This window comes from Myroides sp. A21 (genome assembly GCF_000807225.1).
GTDB classification, from domain to species: domain Bacteria; phylum Bacteroidota; class Bacteroidia; order Flavobacteriales; family Flavobacteriaceae; genus Flavobacterium; species Flavobacterium odoratimimum.
In genome coordinates this window covers 1,454,600-1,475,288 of record NZ_CP010327.1, presented here as the reverse complement: position 1 = coordinate 1,475,288, position 20,689 = coordinate 1,454,600, and the positions used below count along the sequence as shown (strand labels likewise).

Below are 20,689 nucleotides of genomic sequence, written 5' to 3'. Positions count from 1 at the left end.
ATGAAAGAGATATTAAATCACTTAATACAACATAAAACACTTACTACAGAACAAGCCAAAGAGATAGTTATCAACATGGCTAATGATAAGTACACAGACGCTCAGATGGCTTCTCTACTGACTACATTTATCATGAGACCCATCATATTAGATGAGCTAAGAGGCTTCCGAGAAGGAATGTTACAGCTTGCTAATAAAGTTGATCTGTCAGCTTATAACCCTATGGACTTATGTGGTACAGGAGGAGACGGAAAAGACACTTTTAATATATCTACACTGTCATCCTTTGTGACAGCTGGAGCAGGTGTACCTGTAGCTAAACATGGTAACTATGGAGTATCATCTATCTCAGGGTCTTCTAGTGTGATGGAGAACTTAGGTATTCATTTTAAAAGCACAGAAGCAGAGCTAAAAGAACAATTAGCTGAAGCAAATATCTGTTTTCTACACGCGCCTTTATTTCACCCTGCCATGAAGAGAATCGCTCCTGTGAGAAAAGCACTTGGAGTGAAGACGTTCTTTAATATGCTTGGCCCATTGACTAATCCTGCTCAGCCTAAGGTACAACTAGTAGGTCTGTTTAACCTTGAGCTGTTGAGAATGTATAAATACTTCTTGCAGGCAGAGAATACACAGTACAGCATTATACATGCCTTAGACGGCTATGATGAATGTAGCTTGACTAAATCAGCTAAGCTAGTCAATAACAAAGAAGAGAAACTAATAGACGCTTCTTACTTTAATAGTCCTGTCATCCGTGAAGAAGATATCAAAGGAGGAAAAACAGTAGAAGAGTCGGCGTATATCTTCTGGCAAATACTTAAAGGTAAAGGTACTCCTGCTCAGAATAATGTAGTCCTTGCTAATAGCACTTTAGCTATTAATACCTACTATCCTGAACTAAGCATCTTAGAGGCAAAAGCAAGAGCAGAAGAGTCTCTACTAGGAGGAAAAGCAAAAGATAAGTTTGAAATACTAAAAGAATTGAGATGAAGATATTAGAACAAATAAAGGCACATAAACGGATAGAAGTAGCCCAACGCAAGACTATAAAGAGTATTGCTGAACTAAGAAATACTCCATTATACAACAGAACACCGATTGATTTTAAAGCTTGTATCACGGCTAAAAACAACAGAGCCATCATCGCAGAGTTTAAAAGACAGTCTCCTTCTAAAGGAATCATTCATCCCAACGCGAATATCACTGAGATAGTAAAAGGATATGAAGCGAATGAAGCAGCGGCTTTATCTATTCTAAATGACAGTCAATTCTTCGGTGCTCTACCCACTGACTTTGCTAACGCACGTGCTTCAGTAGACTTGCCTCTATTACAGAAAGACTTTATCCTAGACGAGTACCAGATAGAAGAAGCTAAAGCGATAGGTGCAGACGCCATTCTATTGATCGCTAAAATGCTTCCTATCGAACGTGTCAAAGTATTGACTGATTATGCACATCAGCTTGGTTTACAAGTATTATTAGAGACACATACTGAACAAGAAATACGAGACCATTTACATACTGAGTTTGACCTCATCGGGATAAACAATAGAGATCTGAACACCTTTGAAGTAAATATTCAGCACAGTATCGCTCTAGCTAATCTATTACCTCAGCAGGCAGTGAAGATAGCAGAAAGTGGTATACAGAATGCCGCTACGTTATTAGAATTAGCTGACAATGGATTCTCAGGGTTCTTAATGGGAGAATACTTTATGAAGATGGCTAATCCTACTGAACAATTAAGGCTATTACAACAAGAGATTAAAGTATAAACAGCGATGAAGAAGATAAAGATCTGTGGGATGTTTGATATAGACAATATTAATTCTGTTGGGCAAGAGCACATTGATATGATGGGATTTATCTTTTATCCGAAATCAAAGCGATATGTAAGTACAGATATTAACAAGGCTGTTGATAACCTACCTCATCATATTCAGAAAGTAGGTGTATTCGTCAATGCTACAAGACAAGAAATAGCACAACGTATAAAGCAGTATAAGCTTGACTATGTACAGCTACACGGTAACGAAAGCCCAGAAGATTGTGCTTATTATATAGAGCAAGGAGTAAAAGTAATCAAGGCTTTCTCTATAGGAACAGCAGAGGACTTAAGTCAATTAGAACAATACGAATCCTATTGTGACTTATTTGTATTTGACACGCCTACTCCACAGCATGGAGGTAGTGGATTATCATTTGATTGGGATGTATTACAGCATTATCAAGCTAGCACCCCTTATCTACTAAGCGGAGGATTAGGATTACACAACATACAGTCCGCTTTGCTATTACGAGATACTAGATTAGTGGGCTTTGACCTCAACAGTAAATTAGAAAACGATCAACATCATAAAGACATAACACTAGTGAGAAAACTAGTAAAAGAAATAAGAGACTATGAAAGAATTTAACCCAAACGAACAAGGATATTACGGAGAGTACGGAGGTTCATTTATCCCTGAGATGCTGTATAAGAATGTATCAGACTTACAAGAGAGATACCTAGATATCATACAGACAGAAGATTTTCAACAAGAACTAAACAAGCTACTTAAAGATTATGTGGGGAGACCTACTCCTCTATTCTATTCTGCTAACTTATCTGCTAAATATAAAGCGAAGATCTATCTAAAGAGAGAAGATTTAAACCACACAGGAGCTCATAAAATCAATAATACAATAGGACAAGTGCTCTTAGCTAAACGCTTAGGCAAAAAGAGGATTATAGCTGAGACAGGTGCAGGACAGCACGGTGTAGCTACTGCTACTACTTGCGCACTGTTAAATCTAGAGTGCACTGTATTTATGGGGGCACATGATATCGAACGTCAAAAGCCTAATGTAGAACGCATGCGTATGCTAGGGGCAAAAGTAGTAGCTGCTGAGAGTGGGAGCAAGACTTTAAAAGACGCTACAAATGAAGCTATACGCGAATGGATCAATAATCCACAAGAGACCTATTATGTGATCGGTTCTGTAGTAGGACCTCATCCTTATCCTGATATGGTAGCGAAGTTCCAATCTATCATCAGTAAAGAAATAAAAGCACAGCTAATAGAGCAAGAGAATACTCCTAACCCAGACTATGTAGTAGCATGTGTAGGTGGGGGAAGTAATGCGATGGGCGCTTTCTACCACTTTATAGACAATGGTCATACAAAATTAATCGCAGTAGAAGCGGCAGGTCTAGGAGTAGAAACAGGACAGACTGCGGCTACTATCGCCTTAGGAAAACAAGGTATTATCCACGGTAGTAAGACTTACCTTATACAGACAGAGGATGGACAGATTATAGAGCCTTATTCTATCTCAGCCGGATTAGATTATCCTGGTATAGGACCTGCACATGCCTATCTGAGTGATACAGGTAAGATCACTGTAGGTAGTATCACAGATGATGAAGCGATCAAAGCTGCTTTTGAATTAACGCGTATAGATGGGATTATACCTGCACTAGAATCAGCACACGCCTTGGCTTACCTAAATAAGATGGAGCTAAAAGAAAGCGATATCGTAGTGGTAAACTTATCAGGACGAGGCGATAAAGACATGATTACTTACTCTAAATACTTTAACCATGAATAACAGAATCAACACACTCTTCACCGAGAAGAAATCCAATATACTTTCGATCTACTTCACAGCTGGTTATCCTGCTATAGAAGACACCATGACCATCTTAAAGAATCTAGATAACGCTGGTGTAGATTTAGTAGAAATAGGCATGCCTTTCTCAGATCCACTAGCAGACGGGCCAGTTATACAGCACAGTAGTGAGCAGGCTTTACTAAACGGTATTACAGTCTCTAAGCTATTCGAACAATTAAAAGAAATGAGACAGCACATTACTATACCTGTTGTCTTAATGGGGTATCTAAATCCAGTACTAAGATATGGTGTAGAGGCATTCATAGCGAAATGCGCAGAAGTAGGTGTAGATGGTATTATCCTTCCAGACTTACCTATGGACTACTACTTATCCCATTTCAAGACACACTGTGATCAACACAACGTCAGTAATATCATGTTGATAAGTAATGATACTTCGATAGAACGTGTACGCCATATAGATGAACAGACAAATGGTTTTATCTATTTAGTTTCTTCTAATGGAACCACAGGCTCTAACAAGTCTTTAGAAGAGCAACAAGCATACTATAAATACATTCAAGATTTAAAGCTTAAAAATCCTGCTCTTATCGGCTTTGGAGTAAGAGATAAACACACCTATAACCTGACCAATCAATATAGCTCAGGGGCGATTATAGGAACAGCCTTTATGAAGCATATTAATGAACATGGCATTAGTGAGGAGAGTATCCATAACTTCATCAAAAGCATTAGGTAAGTATAGCCCTAATTATGGCGAATTCGCCACATTTAAGATTTAACGATATATACTAAACAAAATAGGCAACTCATGCGAGTTGCCTATTTTGTTATTTTAAAGAATGGTGATTAAGAACATCCGCAGCTACCTCCGCCACAAGAACCTTTCTTATTCGTTTTATTCTTCCAAAAGCCTTTTTTAATGATGTACCCCAATGCAATAATTACAATTGCATAGGCAATTATTTCTTGGTAACCCATAATTACTTTATTTTAAAAGTTGATATGCTATTAAAGCTGCGACATACGCAAAAACAGTCATAAACACTAATTGGTAGATAGTCCATTTCCAAGACTTAGTCTCTCTTTTCACGATTGCTACTGTAGCTGTACACTGCATCGCAAAAGCATAAAAGAACATTAGTGACACCCCACTGGCTAGCGTGAAGACTGGTTGTCCTGTATCAGGCCATATCTCTGCTGCCATTTTTTGTTTAATACGTCCATCTTCATCGTTCTCATCCCCAGATCCTACATTATAAATAGTTCCAAGTACTCCTACGAAGATTTCACGTCCTACGAAAGAAGACAATACTGCGATACCTACTTTCCAGTCATATCCTAGAGGTTTGATTACAGGCTCTATTGTTTTACCTAGAATACCGATATAAGAATTCTCTAATCTATAACTAGCGATATGCTCGCTTAATTCTTCTTCGCTTACCTCTTTATCTTGATATACTTCTGTAATATGTTTCTCAGCATTCTCAAAGCGTTCTCCTGGTCCATGAGCACCTAAGAACCAAATGATGATCGATAATACGAATATAATCTTACCCGCACCTACTACGAATGCTTTAGTCTTCTCATACATATTCACCACTACGTTCTTAATAATCGGAGTACGGTAGTTTGGCATCTCGATTACGAAGTATGACTTGCGCTCGCTTTTGATGTATTTACTCAATGCCCAAGATGATAACAAAGCTGCTAAGAATCCTACTAGATAGAATAACGTCAATGTCAATCCTTGTATACTTAAGAATCCAAATACACGTGTATCAGGAATTACTAAGGCAATAATGATAATATATACTGGAATACGAGCAGAACACGTAGTAAACGGTGTTACAAGTATTGTAATCAATCTTTCTTTAGGGTTCTCGATATTACGAGCTGACATAATCGCTGGAATAGCACATGCATTACCAGAGATAAGTGGCACTACTGATTTACCACTTAATCCGAATGGACGCATTAATCTATCCATTAAGAACACCACTCTACTCATATACCCTGTCTCTTCTAAGATAGAAATAAACATAAATAGAATAGCAATCTGAGGAATGAAAGGCATTACCCCTCCGATACCTGGTACGATACCATCCGCTATCAAATCTGTAAGCTTACCTGGCTCCATCGTATCGTGTACCCAAGAACTAAGATTAGCAAACTGCTCATCAATCCAATCCATCGGAATACTTGACCACTCAAAGATAGCCTGGAAGACCAACATCATAATCGCAAAGAAGATTAGGTATCCATACACTTTATGGGTAAGTATTCTATCTACTTTAGAACGAAGATCTGTAGCTTTATTGACATCACGTGAATACGTTTCTTTTAAAACGTCGTTGATAAACTGATATCTCTTGATTGTCTTTTTGTGTTGAAGCTTTTTGATTTCACTTTCTGACAACTGAACTCCCTTCGCCTCTATCTCTTTCTTCCCTATATTCCCGATCTTGATGTCTTGTGAATAGATCATCCACAATTTGAATACAGAAAGGTTAGGGAATGTCAAAGCAAGTTTACTAAAGAACTCTGTGTCTACTGCTGTAGCATTCACACATGGTTCTATAGAATACGTTCTATAATTTAATATTGCTTGTTTTAACTCTTGAATACCAAGTTTTTTCTTCGCACTGATTAAAACAATCTTTGTATTTAATTTCTTTTCTAACTCCGCTATCTTCAGACTAATCCCCTTCTCGTCCATATGATCAGCCATATTAACAGCTAATATCGTAGGAACACCAAGTTCTTTAACCTGAGTAAATAGTAATAAGTTACGCTTTAGATTTTCTATATCAGCTACTACAACAGTAACATCTGGAAAGTCATCATTAGTAGGATCAAATAATAAGTCTAATACAATGCGTTCATCTTCAGAACTCGCATTAATACTATATGTTCCTGGTAAGTCGATAATAGTAGCATTTACTTTATCATCTAACTTCGCTACTCCAGATTTTTTATCTACAGTAATACCAGGATAATTTCCTATCTTATGGTTAAGACCCGTCAGGGCATTGAATACAGAGGTTTTCCCTACATTAGGATTACCTATTAGGGCAACTTTTATATCTTTTTTCATCAACTATATGTAATATCTTAATCTAATTAGCCAATTAATTCTACTTGTATCTCCTTAGCTAATTCTTTTCGAATAGATAAATGCGTATCATTAATACACAGATATATTGGGTCACCTAGAGGAGCTACCTCTAGAAGTTCCACAGCATTACCTGGTAGACATCCCATCTCTAATAGTTTTAAAGGAACCTTGTGCATATCGAAGTCTGCTATCACTCCTTTTTCATTTCTTTTTAATAAGTCTAAAGTTGTACTCACCTTATTTAGATTTAATTCATATTGCAAATTTAGTCAATAAAAAAGATTATAGAACTATATTCCTAATAATTATCAGTATTAATACTACTATAATTACCGCACAACCTTTTCATTATTAGCTTATTTTGATTCATAACTTAGAAACAGAAATATTCATATATAAAAAATCCCCCTACATCAACTAATAAATGTAGAGGGATTATACTGTATAATTATTTAATTACTTTGACTTACTATTTTCATGCTCATACAGCCATTGGATGTCTTCCCATAGCTGCTGCATATTCTTAGCTTCTTTATCAGGAGTATCTAGATTAGTACCGTCATAGAACCCACGGATACGGCCATTGCCATCTACTAGAATAAAGTTTTCGGTGTGTACCATATCATACATCTCTTCTGGAGACCCCGTCTTCACAGCTAAGTAAGAGTTACGAGCGATATAATAGATATCTCTTTTATCCCCTGTTACTAAGTTCCATATCTTATCATCAGCGCCTTTGTGTAATGCATATTCTTTTAGCACAGGTACACTATCGATATCAGGAGTTACTGAGTGTGATAATAATTTAACGCCTGGCAGAGTCTTAATCTTATCTTGAAGCCAAACCATATTATCACTCATGATAGGACAAATCGTAGTACAAGTGGTAAAGAAGAAATCAGCTACATAGATATGTCCTTCATAATCTTTATTTGTAATTGTATCACCATTCTGGTTTAAGAACTTAAAAGCAGCTATCTTGTGCTTCTGTTTATTGGCCTCATGTTGGATTAAACTATCTACCATCTCAGGATTCACCATAGCAGGTGTATATACTGGTAGTGATTTTCTATACTTCAGTGCATTGTAGAACATCACCATGATCCCTGCACATAAAAGGAAGAAGAAAATAAAAAAGTATTTATATTTCTTGAAAAAGTGTAACATTTTAAATAGAGTTTCGACAAACTTACAAAATCCCTTTTAACCTGAAGGTTAAAGACATGATAAATACAAGATGTCTTATTTAAAGTAGAGAAAAATACGATTATAAAAGATATTTTCTATTTTTGTTAGAATATCAATAGGAACAAAATTAATTATATACTATGAACAAAAGAGTTTTATTAACCTCTGCCTTCGCTGTAGTATCATTAGTAGCTTGTAAAGATGCTAAGAATACGACAGAGCAAGAAGATCAAGTAGCTCATGGAATCAACCTAGAATACATGGATAAAAATGTAAAGCCTGGTGATGACTTTTTCCGTTATGTAAACGGTGCTTGGTATGACAAAACTGAAATTCCAAATGACAGAACACGTTGGGGAAGTTTTGATGAATTAAGACAAAACACAGATAAGGATGCCCTTGCTATCCTTAGAGAGGCTGCTGAAGACTCTAAACTTGATCCTAAATCTGATCAAGCTAAAGCTGTAGCTGTATTCCAAACTTACTTAGATGAAGCTAAAAGAAATGAGTTAGGAGTAGCTCCTCTTAAACCTTACTTAGATAAAATCAATGCAATCAAAACTCCAGAAGATGCGACTAAACTAATCAACGAATTAGTAGCTGAAGGAGGGTTAGGATTATATTCTATCTACGTATATGCAGATGCAAAAAGCTCTCAAGAAAATACAGTATACATCAGTTTAGGTTCTTTAGGTTTACCTGATCGTGATTATTATGTATTAAAAGATAAAGACATCACTGAAAAACGTGACCAATACGTAGCACACGTAGCACGTATGTTAGAATTAGCTGGTGAACCTAAAGAAGAGGCTACTACAGATTCTAAACGTGTATTAGCGATCGAAACTAAAATGGCTGAACCTCGCCTTACTAGAGTAGAGCGTAGAGATAGCCGTCTTACTTATAACCCTATGACAGTAGCTGAGCTTCAAAAATTAACACCTGCTGTTGATTGGAATGCTTATATCGCTGCTACAGGATTAAAGAACGTTGAAAAGCTAATTGTATCTCAACCGAAATACATGAAAGCACTTAACGAAATCCTTTCTGCTAAGAATATCGAAGATATCAAAGCGTATATGAAATGGACTTTAGTGAACAAAAATGCTAGCTTCTTATCTACTGAGATGGAGAAAGCGAACTGGGAGTTCTACTCTAAAACATTAGAAGGTGCTAAAGAACAAAGACCTGTTGACGAAAGAGCATTAGCTGTAGTTAACGGTACTGTAGGAGAAGCTTTAGGACAATTATACGTTGCTAAAAAATTCCCTGCTGAAGCGAAAGCAAAAGCTCAAGCAATGATTAAAAACGTACTTACAGCTTTCGGTGATCGTATCAAAGCATTACCATGGATGGCTGAAGAAACTAAAAAAGGTGCTTTAGAAAAATTAGCAACTACAACAGTGAAAATCGGTTACCCTGACAAATGGGAAGATTACTCTGCTATGGATATTAAAGCTCCTAAAGACGGTGGTAATCACTTCGAAAACATGAAGAATGCTACTAAATGGGATTTTGCTAAAAACATGGAAGACTTCGGTAAACCTGTAGATAAATCTCGTTGGGGAATGGCTCCACAGACAGTGAACGCTTACTTCAACCCTATCTATAACGAAATAGTATTCCCTGCTGCTATCTTACAACCTCCATTCTATGATTATAAAGCTGACGAAGCGATTAACTATGGTGGTATCGGAGCTGTAATCGGACACGAGATCTCTCACAGTTTTGATGACTCAGGAGCTCGTTATGATAAAAACGGAAACTTAAACAACTGGTGGACTGACGCTGACTTAGCTAGTTTTACTAAATTAGGTGATGCTTTAGCTGCTCAGTACAGCGCATTAGAGCCTCTACCAGGTGTATTCGTAGACGGTAAATTCACTTTAGGTGAGAATATCGGAGACTTAGGTGGTGTTAATGCTGCTTATGACGGATTACAAATCTATTTAAAAGAAAATGGTGATCCAGGTCTAATCGACGGATTCACACCTGAGCAACGTTTCTTTATCTCTTGGGGAACTATCTGGAGAACTAAAGCTCGTGATGAGGCAATTAAAAACCAAGTGAAAACTGACCCTCACGCTCCTGGACACTACAGAGCGTATGTACCTCTTCAAAACGTAGATGCTTTCTACAAAGCATTTGATATTAAAGAAGGTGATAAATTATACATCAAACCTGAGGAAAGAGTTAAAATCTGGTAATCAGAACAGAATAAATAAGGATAAAGGAGTCTCAATGAGGCTCCTTTATTGTTTTATACATACGACAAGGCTAAGCCTACACAAAATCCAAACAACAACCTCAACTTCAACACCATACATACAAAAACAGCGCTTCACTATATCAACCCTAATTGGACTTATCGCATAGTGGTCGCATAGTTATGGGATACTGCTCGCATAAAAAAGAGCTAAAAGTATGCGACCACTATGTTATCGTTATCCTTTGACTGTTCTATCATAGACAACAAGAAATAAACAAGTAACACTTTATCCAACAAAAAAGCATTGTGATAATCACAATGCTTTAGTATTATTATATTGAGTTCTTCCTAACTATAAGGTTTTCTCGTCTATCTTTTTAATCATAGGGTCTACTTCTAACATCCATAGATAGTAATCCTCACTAGTGTATAATTGACTTAAAAACTCTCCGACTAAGAATCGCTTCACAATCTGTTTTCGCTTATCTAATTTGAAGAATAGTTTATTGCCTTCTAGATGTTTAATATAAGCTTTAAATACTTTATCAGAAGACATCACATAGTCTATCACCTCTTCTTTAGACATATTAGTAAACTTCGCTCTTTCTTTATCGATCTCTTGGAATACAAAGAAGCTTACAATACCCGATTTCATCAGAAGTACCACAGTGTCATCTCCATGCTTATTACCTATCGGAACAAAGATATCTGGTACTATACCACCACCTCCATAGACTACACGTCCTTTTAAGGTTTTATACTGTAGGCTATCGGCTACTTTTATACTATCAGCAGCATATAACTCTCCATGTGCATATCTCGTTCTAAAATCGTTATTATACTCTTCTACCCCCATCGTATAAGGCTTCTGTATAGATCGTCCAGAAGGAGTGAAGTAACGAGCTGTAGTCAATCTAATAGCAGAACCATCCCCGAGCATCAATTCTCGTTGTACAAGTCCTTTACCGAAGCTTCTACGCCCTACGATAGTACCTCTATCATTATCCTGTATCGCTCCAGCTATAATTTCACTAGCAGAAGCAGAATTCTCATTAATCAATACATAAAGAGGCTTATCTGTAAAGAGACCACTTCCTTTAGACTTTGTGACTCTCTCTTGACCACCTTTATTTACAGTCTTTACGATTACCTGATCTTTCTTTAATAAATCATTTAGCATATTCACTGCTTGATCCATATACCCTCCTCCATTATCTCTCAAATCTAGGACTAGGCTAGAAATATCTTGCGTAATCAGATCCTCTAGCGCCTTTTTAAACTCCTCGTAAGTTGTACTAGAGAATCTATTGAGCTTAATATATCCTCTACCGTCTGATAACTTAAATGCAGCATCTACACTCTTGATAGGAATAGGCTGTCTATTGACCACAATGTCTAGCTTCTTACCTACAGTCTTACGATAGACTTCTAATTTTACATCAGTATCCCTTTCCCCTCTTAAGTATTTAGCGATACTATCAGAGGTCATCTCCTTTCCATACAGATGCTGTCCGTCAGCACTTATGATACGGTCACCCGGCTGTATACCAGATTTAAAAGCGGGGCCATCTACGATATCTTTGATTACAGCGACACTATCTTTATAGTAATAGTAGTTCACCCCTATCCCTACGAAACTACCTTGCATAGACTCTGTCACAGACTGTAGCTCACTCTTGCCGATATAGATAGAGTGTGGATCTAGTTGTTCTAGAATAGTAGTCACCGTTCTATCGACGATAGAGTCAGTATCTACATTATCTACATACTCCTTCTCTATAAAATCAATTAGCCGATTTAATTTAAGCTTATTGTGATTGGTATAAAAACCTGTTTTTCCACGATAAGAAGCAGATACAAGAAAGCCTCCTAGTAAAATACCTAAGGATAAAGAAATCGATATAATCAGAGGCCAAAAAAACTTTTTCATCTACAGTGGATATTAATCAAGGTCAGGAAGAAATACGACATCCACCCCTGCTTTTTCTAAAAAGTCTACCCCTTCTGTATCACGGTAACCTTCACTGTACACCACTCTAGTAATCCCTGCCTGATGGATAAGTTTACTACAGTCTCTACATGGAGACATCGTGATATAAAGTGTAGCCCCTTGACAACTCTGTGTAGAACTAGCTACCTTCAAGATAGCGTTAGCCTCAGCATGTAGCACATACCAGTGCGTAGTATCGTTTTCGTCTTCACAACAATTCTCAAAACCAGTAGGTGTCCCATTGTATCCGTCAGAAATAATCATTCTATCTTTTACAATAATCGCTCCTACCTTTTTTCGTTTACAATACGATAGTTGTCCCCATTCGCGAGCCATACGCAAATAAGCCTTATCATATTTAGTTATTTTTGATTCATTCATATCAGAAATATTTACAAAGTTCTCTATCCCTTTGATCTAACAAAAATACACAAACCTTTTTGTTAATTCACCAATCTTAGAATAGGAACTTACTTCGTTTATCTAATTTACTATCCAAACGAACAATCTATTATAAACTCACTACTAAAAACATACATAATTATGATAAGCATAAAAATATCATAAAAAAACTATGGACTCCATAATTTATCATTATATTAGATATAATAAACTGAACCAATTTACTAACCAAAAAACAAACAAAAATGTCATACTCAGAATTATTTGATTTAGGATTTAGAGAGAGAAACAAAGGCCACTTTGCTTCGATAGTACGTGTGGCGTTAGCGAATGGACATTGTAGTACAGAGGAAAAAGCTTTCTTAGATGAACTAGCTATTCGACTAGAAATCAGCGACGAGGACTATGCGAATATATTAAAGAACCCAGAGAGCTATCCTGTCAACCCTCCCTATCTAGAGACCAATCGTATCGAAAGATTATACGATTTGGCAAGAATGGTATATGTAAATCACGTATTAGGACCAAAACAAAAAGAGATATTAAAGAAATTTGCTGTTGCCTTAGGTTTCACTAACAATATAGATTTCTTAGTAGATAAATCTCTATCGTTATTAGTCTTAAATGTGGATATAGATACCTTCATAGAAGAAATTCACAACCTTAAAAAATAAAAAAAGTGAGCTAATCCTAAAGATTAGCTCACTTGTTATTTTATAGAAATACTTCTTATTTCTTCATAAACTCTTCAGCTTTTTCTACCATGTTTTTACTACCACAGAAGAAAGGAACACGTTGGTGTAACTCCGTTGGCTCTATCTCCATGATACGAGTATAACCATCAGATGCTCTACCACCAGCTTGCTCAATGATGAATGCAATAGGATTACACTCATATAACAATCTTAGTTTCCCTTTAGGAGCTTTAGTACTAGTAGGGTAAATGTAGATACCTCCTTTTAGAATATTACGGTGAATATCAGATACTAAACTACCGATGTATCTAGAAGTATATGGTCTATCATTCTCTTCTGCTTGACAGTACTTTAAGTAATCTTTTACCCCTTGTGGGAAGTGTACATAGTTCCCCTCATTGATAGAGTAGATATGCCCATCCTCATTAATCTTCATATTCGGGTGAGACAAGAAGAATGTACCGATCGCTGGATTTAATGTAAACCCGTGTACTCCATTACCTGTAGTATAAACTAACATCGTAGAAGAACCGTATACAATATATCCTGCTGCTACTTGATTCTCTCCTTTTTGTAAGAAGTCTTCTTTTGTTACAGGAGTTCCGATAGGAGTCACACGTCTATAAATAGAGAAAATAGTACCTACTGATACATTCACATCGATATTAGACGAACCGTCTAGTGGATCCATTAGCACTACATACTTGTTCTCGTTGCTATTATCTCTACCGTGGATAGAAATAAAATCATCCTCTTCTTCAGAAGCGATACCACATACGATTTCTCTATTGATAAGTGTTTTAATGAATACTTCGTTTGCAAAAACATCAAGTTTCTGCTGTTGCTCACCTTGTACATTTTGTTTTCCAAAAGCACCTACGATGTCAACTAAACCTGCTTGGTTAACTTGGTGACTTACTACTTTAGCAGCTAGTCTAAGAGAGTTAATTAATCTTGATAACTCACCAGAAGAATATTTAAAATCTTCTTGTTTTTCAATGATAAACTCTCCTAAAGTTTGAGATCTTTCTGTTGTCATTTTCAAAAATGATTCTTAAGTTGTGTATTTTACAGTGCAAATATCGTTAATTTTGTTGTCTAACCGAAGACATTAACCATTAAATCAATAACTAAAATGAATATTAGACCTGCAACCCCTCAAGACATGCCTGATGTGTTAGCATTAATACAAGAACTAGCAACTTTTGAAAAAGAACCTGATGCTGTCGTAGTTACTGCTGAAGACCTAATCAGAGATGGTTTTGGAGCAAATCCTTTATTTAATGTTATTGTTGCTGAGCTAGACACTAAAATCATCGGCATGGCTTTATTCTACAATAGATATTCTACCTGGAAGGGTAAGACGATTCACTTAGAAGATCTTATCGTCACAGAAGCTGCTAGAGGTACAGGAGCGGGATATGCACTGTATGCAGAAATAATGAATATCGCGAAGAAAGAAGGTGTACGAAGAGTAGAATGGGTAGTTCTGAACTGGAATGAACCGGCTATTAACTTTTATAAAAAATCCGGAGCGACAGTATTAGAAGATTGGTATACTGTACAAATGGATCAAAACGGAATAGAACAATTTAGTCAATCTAAGTAAATGAGAGTATTCAAATTTGGAGGAGCCTCAGTAAGAGACGCAGAAAATGTAAGAAACGTTTGTAACGTATTAAAAACAGTGGGCTATGAAGATAGCCTAATCATTGCTTCTGCAATGGGTAAAACGACGAATGCCTTAGAAGTAGTCGTACACAACTATTTTCAGAATAGATTTGACTTAGCAGAGTCTGTTGATGTAGTTAAAGATTATCACTACACGATCGTTAGAGAATTATTCCCTAATGAAGATCACGATATCTATGCATCGCTAAAAGAGTTATTTGATTCTATTACTTACTTCTTACTGAACAATAAATCTCCTAATTACAATTTCGTTTATGATCAAATCGTAAGCTATGGAGAGATTATCTCTACGACTATCTTACACTATTACCTACTAGAATCAGGTATAGACAACACTTGGCTAGACTCAAGAAACTTAATCAAAACTGATACAGTCTATAGAGACGCTGATGTAAACTGGGATATCACGATAGAGAATATCAAAAAAGAGATTTGTACAAAACAATTATTCATCGTACAAGGATTTATTGGATCTGACTATAACGGTTTCTCTACTACATTAGGGAGAGAGGGGTCTGACTACTCTGCAGCTATATTTGCTTATGCCTTAGACGCTGAGAGTGTAACGATATGGAAAGATGTACCAGGAGTACTGAATGCTGATCCACGTTATTTTGAAGATACGACTCTACTACAACATATTTCTTATCAAGAAGCAATAGAACTAGCGTTCTACGGTGCGTCAGTCATCCATCCGAAGACCTTACAACCATTGCGTCAAAAAGAAATACCATTATATGTAAAGTCCTTCTTAAATCCATTATTACCAGGAACGAATGTATCTAAAGGAGCGCCATTGACTCCTCATGTTCCTTGTTTTATTGTGAAAAAGAACCAATTATTAATATCACTATCCTCTAAGGATTTCTCTTTTATCATGGAGCAGAATATCAGTGATATTTTTAAACTCTTCGGAGAGTATAATATTAAGGTGAATGTAATACAGAACTCTGCTATTAGCTTCTCTGTATGTGTAGAAGATAAGTTTAATCACTTCGAAGATGTAAGACTATTGCTTACAGATAAGTTTAAGGTGAGTTATAATGAGAATGTGTCTCTATATACCATAAGACACTTCGACGATCACTCTGCACAGAAGATACTTGGTGATAAAACATTATTATTAAAACAAGTGAATAGAGAGACAATGCAGATTGTCACTAAAGAATAATATCACAAAGGCTGTCTCACGAAGACGGCCTTTTTAATATACTATACTAAATAACCATACATTGACCATAGTTATAAGACTCATTGTCTAATCTTCTTTTTACCTAATCTACAGGTGTGTAAAAAGAACTTAGCCACTGCATATATCAGGATATAGATTCCCCATAATAGCAACCCGTGTATATAGACTATACCCATTAAGACTTTCTTCATAAGCTATTCATTAAAACCAAATATTAGCTATAAAGCAAGATAAAACAGCACCCACTCAAAGGCTAATGCGATGATAAAGCTACCTATAAAAGCAATGATATACTGCACTTTAGTCACTTCTTTCTTTTTAATATCCTGTATTACTTTATACAATATAGCACCGAAGACACCTATCACAATACTCGATAGTATCCATACCATATAAAATCTACTTTCATAATCTAAGTCCATATCTACACTTGCTTTTAATAATCACGTTCTATAAAGATACGCAACTTTAACGAATAGTTTTTCTCTAATGAAATAAATAGCACTTTAAAAAACAGTATTTTTAACCCACAAAACATCAAGCTATGCTAACCATTACAAGAACTAACTCTGACAATAAAGACTTTCTAAACCTCATCACAGAACTAGATAAATACCTCAAAACAACTGATGGTGATGAACATGACTTCTTTGATCAGTACAATAAAGTAGATCATATCAACCATGTTATTGTTATCTATGAAGATAGTCAGGCTATAGCCTGTGGAGCTATCAAAGAATATGACTCACATACTATGGAAGTTAAGCGTATGTACACTGCTCCTATCGCTAGAGGTAAGGGTGTCGCTTCTATTGTACTAGCTGAACTAGAAAAGTGGAGTCTAGAGCTAGGTTATACACGCTGTATCTTAGAGATGGGTAAGCTACAGACACAAGCAGAGATATTATACAGAAAGAATAACTATACTGTTATCCCTAACTATGGTCAGTATGAAGGTGTGGAGAGTAGCCTGTGTTTTGAGAAGGTGTTGTAAATCTATTTATTTGATAATTATACTTATTCCTATATTCTCTTTGAAATTAATAACTCTATATAGCACAAAAAACATAACTTAGTAACAAACAAATAATTATGAATAAAAAGATATATTACTTTTTATGGGTTTTACTAGTTATTAACCTACTTTGGTCTTTGCTAATTGACAGAAAAGACTTTATTAGTTCTTTGTTGTATAGTCTATTTATGTTTTTGATATTAGGTATATACTATATTTTTGAATCTAAAAGAAATAAAAAACCGTCTTAGTATTTCCTAAGACAGTTTATATCATTCAACTAATTTGGTTTCCATGCTATTATCTTCTGAATAATACCATTCTCAGACATAACAGTTTTTAATACACCATATATTCCCGCGATCATAAGCAAAATAACGAAGATTAATACTAATGACATTCCTGCTGATACAGCATTACTATACAATAGTGTATAGATAAAAGCAAACATTAAAGACAACATACTTATAGGAATGACAAACAGAAACAGAAGATAAGTTCCTACCTTTTTATACTTCATCATAGGGGCACCAATCGCAAAACTAAACATTGTCACAAATACAAAAGCGATAAGAATAAATACTATACTAAATCCAGTAATCACAATCACATCACTTGTATTTAACGTTGTTATCTTTTCTGTCTTAGGATTATAATAGATTACATAGCCTTGTCCTTTAATAGGCATATCCCCTACAGAAGAATCAAGGGTATGAGTTATACTCACTTTATCCTTAGTTTTAAATGTAACTATTGGTTTATAATTGATACTTCCACTTCGACTCCCTCTTTTACTTCGACTCCCCTCAGTCTTATATGTTGTATAAGACACTACCTTAGCCATGTACTTATCACCATTACTAATAATATTAACTTTATTAGACACTACATTGTACAATAATGAGCCAGTACTATAAGTAACCCACATAATACCCAACAATATAAAATAAGTCCCCTTACCTAGGTCCTTTAACATAGGAAGTGAGTTATATCTCTGACATCGTCTATTAATTAATTTACCTAATATTATACTAATGACTATCCCTATTATCACAGGTAATAAAAACATTAATTCTCTCTTAATTATATCCATACTTCCCGTATTTATCCCCTTCTCGTTGTATTCCCAAACCTAGTGTTATCTACTCTTCTTATTCCCTTTCTATTCATCCCCATATTCTTTAGACCATCTCCATAGATATTTTTGAGATAACCCCAAATAGCCAATGTCAGTACCAAACTAAAAAACACTAAGATGATATTAACCCAAAGCGGTTTATCCTTACCATCAAATAATGCCCATATCATAGCTCCATCAAACAAAATCATAATCAATGGCAATACTATAGCCAGTCCTAAGAATGCCCCTATCTCTTTATATCTATCCATAGACCAGTTCATCGCATATATCACCATACCGACAAAAAGATATACAAGTATAACGATCATCACCCCAAAAGCGAGTATCAACGCTACTGTCCCTAGCCCAAAGGTAGTTACACGCTCATTAGTCTCATCATAATATACTGTGTGCTGATCGCCTACGGTAGGCATACCACTACTAGAATAGTCAAGCTCATATTCTACCACTTCACCTCCTCTGGTAGTGAAGTGTACTGTAGGTGTATACATCGTGGTATAGCCATTATCATCAGAGTTACGACTCTCATAGCTAGTATAGGATACCACACGCGCCTCATATTTATCCCCGTTATATACAGTCTGTGTCTTCGTAATGATCATCATCGTCAAGGCTACAGTCCCACCTATTGCCAATGAAGAAATAGACGCCACGATAAGATAGATATACCCAATTCCCAGACATCCTGTTTTGGTTCCATTATGAGAAGAACGCTTTATTATTTTATAAGTCAGCCATATTGTATACAATATCCCTAACCCAAATGCCAACTGATTAATTCTGATTTCGTCCATTACTATCTTTTTTTACGTCTATTACTTCTGCGCTTCCACTCGTCATTATGAGGATCAGGCTTGTTAGTACGTTGAGTACTTCTATTGCTTTCTTGTCTAGAGTGATTAGCAGTCTGAGACCTTGTCACAGATTTATCTTGTGTTATTCCTTTTGTCTTATTCTCCTTACTTTTACTAGCGTTCTTTTCTTTTTCTATTAAGTCTGTTATCTCTTCCCTGATAATCTTCACATACAGTATAATCCCGATTAACAAGATCAAGATAAATACCATTAATAATACAGAAAGGGGAATATTGTATATATTAATAACAAGTGCGTAGATCAAAGCCCCTTCGAATACAAGCATAATCAAAGGAACTAATACTCCTAGTCCTAATAATCTAGCCAATCTATTATATCGGCGCATATCTCTTCCCATACCATAGAGCATAACACCTATAAATGCGAATACTAGCACCGCTACCATCGTCCCATAACAAATCAACTCTGCAAACAACTCAATACTGAATACTAGAGTTCCGTTAATTAAGCTAGATAGTGTACGAATAAACATACTTCCAAAAGCAACACTCCCGAAAACAGTCAATCCAAACAAACCTCCGATAATTAAGAATACGCGTATTACATCTACACAACCCGCTTTTTCTTTTCGCCCTTTCGTAGTACGTTTCACTATTCTAGACGTTAACCAGCCTGTATATAATAATCCTAGTATTATAGACCACTGATTATAAATCACATCTTCTATCATAACTATTTTTCTGTTATCTAGATATTAATCACCTCAACTTAAACTCTTCTATTCTCTGTTTTATAGTTGACCTTAATGCTCTTATTGTCAAATATGTTGATATAATCAGATACACTACAATCATCACCCAAGAATAACGATATCCACTAAAAAACATCAAACATATACACAACTGTATAATACTAAAGAATACTATAGTAAGAACCGCATAAGCTAACTCAACTCCTACCCACTTATACTTTATATGATTAGGCAATACACTATATGCAAGTAACCCTATAAGAAAGTATACAGCACCTATTAAAATTATAGCTATCAAAGCTATACTAATCATCATCTGTACATCTATTACATAAGCTACTTTTTCTACTTGATTATAATAAATTCTAAAATGACTTCCTTCAATAGGTTTCCCTATTGATGAATTTTTGGCTTTATATTCAATACTATCACCTGACTTAGTCACAAATTTATAAACAGGAATATATGCTATAGTTTTCATCTTACCACTCCCTTCTGTCACTGTATTATATCCAGTAAGTACAGCAGTATACCTATCCATACTTCTGAACTCTTCACTTTTTATTTGCCACTGTTTAGTAGCATAATTAATCATTCCAAGTGCTATAACGGTAATAGACAAAATAAACAGACGTGTCCCGCTGGCGCCTTCTTTAACATATACTCCTTTGTTTTTATGTATAGTTGGTACTCTATACATTAACCATCCTATTATCACAATACCTATCAGTACTAACATTTCTATCAACTTAACTTCTAAACTTAAACTCCTTCAATACCAAAAAATAGTATCAAGACTGCACCTGTTAAAAACAAATAACGCAAGACTATACTCATATTCTTTTTCTAAATCCTCAAACTA

Annotated in this window: 22 protein-coding genes; 10 read left to right on the top strand and 12 right to left on the bottom strand. The window is 35.7% G+C overall.

From position 1 onward, the window contains the following. Genes trpD through trpA form a run of 5 tightly spaced genes read left to right on the top strand, consistent with a single transcriptional unit; the run spans nucleotide 1 to nucleotide 4,357 of the window. On the top strand, nucleotides 1–993 hold the full coding sequence (gene trpD / locus MYRA21_RS06760) for an anthranilate phosphoribosyltransferase (protein ID WP_039328749.1): 993 nt from the start codon (nucleotides 1–3) through the stop codon (nucleotides 991–993). Further along, complete coding sequence (gene trpC, locus MYRA21_RS06755) at nucleotides 990–1,778, top strand: indole-3-glycerol phosphate synthase TrpC (protein WP_006257712.1); 789 nt, start codon at nucleotides 990–992, stop codon at nucleotides 1,776–1,778. The genes trpD and trpC overlap by 4 nt, the downstream gene beginning before the upstream one ends. A 6-nt stretch (nucleotides 1,779–1,784) precedes the next feature. Continuing rightward, entirely contained in the window at nucleotides 1,785–2,420 is a 636-nt protein-coding gene (locus tag MYRA21_RS06750) for a phosphoribosylanthranilate isomerase (protein ID WP_006257713.1), read from the top strand. Beyond that, nucleotides 2,407–3,594 carry a tryptophan synthase subunit beta gene (gene trpB, locus MYRA21_RS06745; RefSeq protein ID WP_006257714.1) on the top strand — a complete coding sequence of 396 codons (1,188 nt, stop codon included), beginning with the start codon at nucleotides 2,407–2,409 and terminating at the stop codon, nucleotides 3,592–3,594. Before MYRA21_RS06750 ends, trpB begins: the two co-directional genes overlap by 14 nt. Beyond that, complete coding sequence (gene trpA, locus MYRA21_RS06740; protein ID WP_006257715.1) at nucleotides 3,587–4,357, top strand: tryptophan synthase subunit alpha; 771 nt, start codon at nucleotides 3,587–3,589, stop codon at nucleotides 4,355–4,357. Before trpB ends, trpA begins: the two co-directional genes overlap by 8 nt. Before the next feature lie 110 nt (nucleotides 4,358–4,467). On the opposite strand, the gene MYRA21_RS18740 is transcribed toward trpA, so the two are convergent. From MYRA21_RS18740 to MYRA21_RS06725, 4 genes are all read right to left on the bottom strand, one after another. After that, on the bottom strand, nucleotides 4,468–4,599 hold the full coding sequence (locus MYRA21_RS18740) for a FeoB-associated Cys-rich membrane protein (RefSeq protein ID WP_006257716.1): 132 nt from the start codon (nucleotides 4,597–4,599) through the stop codon (nucleotides 4,468–4,470). Between the two features lie 7 nt (nucleotides 4,600–4,606). After that, nucleotides 4,607–6,715, bottom strand: a complete 2,109-nt coding sequence (gene feoB, locus MYRA21_RS06735) for a ferrous iron transport protein B (RefSeq protein ID WP_006257717.1) — start codon at nucleotides 6,713–6,715, stop codon at nucleotides 4,607–4,609. 26 nt (nucleotides 6,716–6,741) lie between these two features. Beyond that, a complete protein-coding gene (locus MYRA21_RS06730; RefSeq protein ID WP_006260493.1) occupies nucleotides 6,742–6,972 on the bottom strand; it encodes a FeoA family protein in 231 nt (76 codons plus the stop codon). A gap of 220 nt (nucleotides 6,973–7,192) precedes the next feature. Further along, on the bottom strand, nucleotides 7,193–7,903 hold the full coding sequence (locus MYRA21_RS06725) for an SCO family protein (protein ID WP_006257719.1): 711 nt from the start codon (nucleotides 7,901–7,903) through the stop codon (nucleotides 7,193–7,195). Between the two features lie 161 nt (nucleotides 7,904–8,064). On the opposite strand from MYRA21_RS06725, the gene MYRA21_RS06720 reads away from it, so the two are divergent. Continuing rightward, on the top strand, nucleotides 8,065–10,131 hold the full coding sequence (locus MYRA21_RS06720; protein ID WP_006257720.1) for a M13 family metallopeptidase: 2,067 nt from the start codon (nucleotides 8,065–8,067) through the stop codon (nucleotides 10,129–10,131). A gap of 354 nt (nucleotides 10,132–10,485) precedes the next feature. Here MYRA21_RS06720 and MYRA21_RS06715 read toward each other — a convergent pair whose 3' ends face one another. Together MYRA21_RS06715 and MYRA21_RS06710 are read right to left on the bottom strand one after the other, a co-directional pair. Beyond that, nucleotides 10,486–12,063, bottom strand: a complete 1,578-nt coding sequence (locus MYRA21_RS06715; RefSeq protein WP_006257721.1) for a S41 family peptidase — start codon at nucleotides 12,061–12,063, stop codon at nucleotides 10,486–10,488. 12 nt (nucleotides 12,064–12,075) lie between these two features. After that, complete coding sequence (locus MYRA21_RS06710) at nucleotides 12,076–12,504, bottom strand: dCMP deaminase family protein (RefSeq protein WP_006257722.1); 429 nt, start codon at nucleotides 12,502–12,504, stop codon at nucleotides 12,076–12,078. Between the two features lie 266 nt (nucleotides 12,505–12,770). Between MYRA21_RS06710 and MYRA21_RS06705 the strand changes: the two genes are divergently transcribed. Further along, nucleotides 12,771–13,199 carry a fructose 1,6-bisphosphatase gene (locus MYRA21_RS06705; RefSeq protein WP_006257724.1) on the top strand — a complete coding sequence of 143 codons (429 nt, stop codon included), beginning with the start codon at nucleotides 12,771–12,773 and terminating at the stop codon, nucleotides 13,197–13,199. 55 nt (nucleotides 13,200–13,254) lie between these two features. Here the strand turns inward: MYRA21_RS06705 and fbp are convergent, their stop codons facing one another. Further along, nucleotides 13,255–14,259: a class 1 fructose-bisphosphatase gene (fbp, locus tag MYRA21_RS06700; RefSeq protein WP_006257725.1), complete on the bottom strand. Its 1,005-nt coding sequence runs from the start codon at nucleotides 14,257–14,259 to the stop codon at nucleotides 13,255–13,257. A gap of 96 nt (nucleotides 14,260–14,355) precedes the next feature. Between fbp and MYRA21_RS06695 the strand changes: the two genes are divergently transcribed. Both MYRA21_RS06695 and MYRA21_RS06690 read left to right on the top strand, forming a co-directional pair. Beyond that, entirely contained in the window at nucleotides 14,356–14,829 is a 474-nt protein-coding gene (locus tag MYRA21_RS06695; protein ID WP_006257726.1) for a GNAT family N-acetyltransferase, read from the top strand. Next, nucleotides 14,830–16,083, top strand: a complete 1,254-nt coding sequence (locus MYRA21_RS06690) for an aspartate kinase (RefSeq protein WP_006257727.1) — start codon at nucleotides 14,830–14,832, stop codon at nucleotides 16,081–16,083. Nucleotides 16,084–16,322: 239 nt separating this feature from the next. Here MYRA21_RS06690 and MYRA21_RS06685 read toward each other — a convergent pair whose 3' ends face one another. Then, complete coding sequence (locus MYRA21_RS06685) at nucleotides 16,323–16,526, bottom strand: hypothetical protein (protein ID WP_006257728.1); 204 nt, start codon at nucleotides 16,524–16,526, stop codon at nucleotides 16,323–16,325. Between the two features lie 122 nt (nucleotides 16,527–16,648). Between MYRA21_RS06685 and MYRA21_RS06680 the strand changes: the two genes are divergently transcribed. Then, nucleotides 16,649–17,098: a GNAT family N-acetyltransferase gene (locus tag MYRA21_RS06680; RefSeq protein ID WP_006257729.1), complete on the top strand. Its 450-nt coding sequence runs from the start codon at nucleotides 16,649–16,651 to the stop codon at nucleotides 17,096–17,098. A gap of 301 nt (nucleotides 17,099–17,399) precedes the next feature. Here the strand turns inward: MYRA21_RS06680 and MYRA21_RS06675 are convergent, their stop codons facing one another. The 4 genes from MYRA21_RS06675 to MYRA21_RS06660 are packed head-to-tail and all read right to left on the bottom strand — an operon-like array spanning nucleotide 17,400 to nucleotide 20,566. Beyond that, nucleotides 17,400–18,212, bottom strand: a complete 813-nt coding sequence (locus MYRA21_RS06675) for a DUF3592 domain-containing protein (RefSeq protein ID WP_006257730.1) — start codon at nucleotides 18,210–18,212, stop codon at nucleotides 17,400–17,402. 11 nt (nucleotides 18,213–18,223) lie between these two features. Continuing rightward, nucleotides 18,224–19,054, bottom strand: a complete 831-nt coding sequence (locus MYRA21_RS06670) for a DUF3592 domain-containing protein (RefSeq protein WP_006257731.1) — start codon at nucleotides 19,052–19,054, stop codon at nucleotides 18,224–18,226. Between the two features lie 2 nt (nucleotides 19,055–19,056). After that, on the bottom strand, nucleotides 19,057–19,806 hold the full coding sequence (locus MYRA21_RS06665; RefSeq protein WP_006257732.1) for a hypothetical protein: 750 nt from the start codon (nucleotides 19,804–19,806) through the stop codon (nucleotides 19,057–19,059). Between the two features lie 28 nt (nucleotides 19,807–19,834). Beyond that, entirely contained in the window at nucleotides 19,835–20,566 is a 732-nt protein-coding gene (locus MYRA21_RS06660; RefSeq protein WP_006257733.1) for a hypothetical protein, read from the bottom strand. Between the last annotated feature and the right edge of the window lie 123 nt (nucleotides 20,567–20,689).

Coding starts and splice junctions, on each gene's coding strand:
- trpD (WP_039328749.1), top strand. CDS start 1: ATGAAAGAGATATTAAATCACTTAATACAACATAAAACACTTACTACA.
- trpC (WP_006257712.1), top strand. CDS start 990: ATGAAGATATTAGAACAAATAAAGGCACATAAACGGATAGAAGTAGCC.
- MYRA21_RS06750 (WP_006257713.1), top strand. CDS start 1,785: ATGAAGAAGATAAAGATCTGTGGGATGTTTGATATAGACAATATTAAT.
- trpB (WP_006257714.1), top strand. CDS start 2,407: ATGAAAGAATTTAACCCAAACGAACAAGGATATTACGGAGAGTACGGA.
- trpA (WP_006257715.1), top strand. CDS start 3,587: ATGAATAACAGAATCAACACACTCTTCACCGAGAAGAAATCCAATATA.
- MYRA21_RS18740 (WP_006257716.1), bottom strand. CDS start 4,599: ATGGGTTACCAAGAAATAATTGCCTATGCAATTGTAATTATTGCATTG.
- feoB (WP_006257717.1), bottom strand. CDS start 6,715: ATGAAAAAAGATATAAAAGTTGCCCTAATAGGTAATCCTAATGTAGGG.
- MYRA21_RS06725 (WP_006257719.1), bottom strand. CDS start 7,903: ATGTTACACTTTTTCAAGAAATATAAATACTTTTTTATTTTCTTCTTC.
- MYRA21_RS06720 (WP_006257720.1), top strand. CDS start 8,065: ATGAACAAAAGAGTTTTATTAACCTCTGCCTTCGCTGTAGTATCATTA.
- MYRA21_RS06715 (WP_006257721.1), bottom strand. CDS start 12,063: ATGAAAAAGTTTTTTTGGCCTCTGATTATATCGATTTCTTTATCCTTA.
- MYRA21_RS06710 (WP_006257722.1), bottom strand. CDS start 12,504: ATGAATGAATCAAAAATAACTAAATATGATAAGGCTTATTTGCGTATG.
- MYRA21_RS06705 (WP_006257724.1), top strand. CDS start 12,771: ATGTCATACTCAGAATTATTTGATTTAGGATTTAGAGAGAGAAACAAA.
- fbp (WP_006257725.1), bottom strand. CDS start 14,259: ATGACAACAGAAAGATCTCAAACTTTAGGAGAGTTTATCATTGAAAAA.
- MYRA21_RS06695 (WP_006257726.1), top strand. CDS start 14,356: ATGAATATTAGACCTGCAACCCCTCAAGACATGCCTGATGTGTTAGCA.
- MYRA21_RS06690 (WP_006257727.1), top strand. CDS start 14,830: ATGAGAGTATTCAAATTTGGAGGAGCCTCAGTAAGAGACGCAGAAAAT.
- MYRA21_RS06685 (WP_006257728.1), bottom strand. CDS start 16,526: ATGGACTTAGATTATGAAAGTAGATTTTATATGGTATGGATACTATCG.
- MYRA21_RS06680 (WP_006257729.1), top strand. CDS start 16,649: ATGCTAACCATTACAAGAACTAACTCTGACAATAAAGACTTTCTAAAC.
- MYRA21_RS06675 (WP_006257730.1), bottom strand. CDS start 18,212: ATGGATATAATTAAGAGAGAATTAATGTTTTTATTACCTGTGATAATA.
- MYRA21_RS06670 (WP_006257731.1), bottom strand. CDS start 19,054: ATGGACGAAATCAGAATTAATCAGTTGGCATTTGGGTTAGGGATATTG.
- MYRA21_RS06665 (WP_006257732.1), bottom strand. CDS start 19,806: ATGATAGAAGATGTGATTTATAATCAGTGGTCTATAATACTAGGATTA.
- MYRA21_RS06660 (WP_006257733.1), bottom strand. CDS start 20,566: ATGTTAGTACTGATAGGTATTGTGATAATAGGATGGTTAATGTATAGA.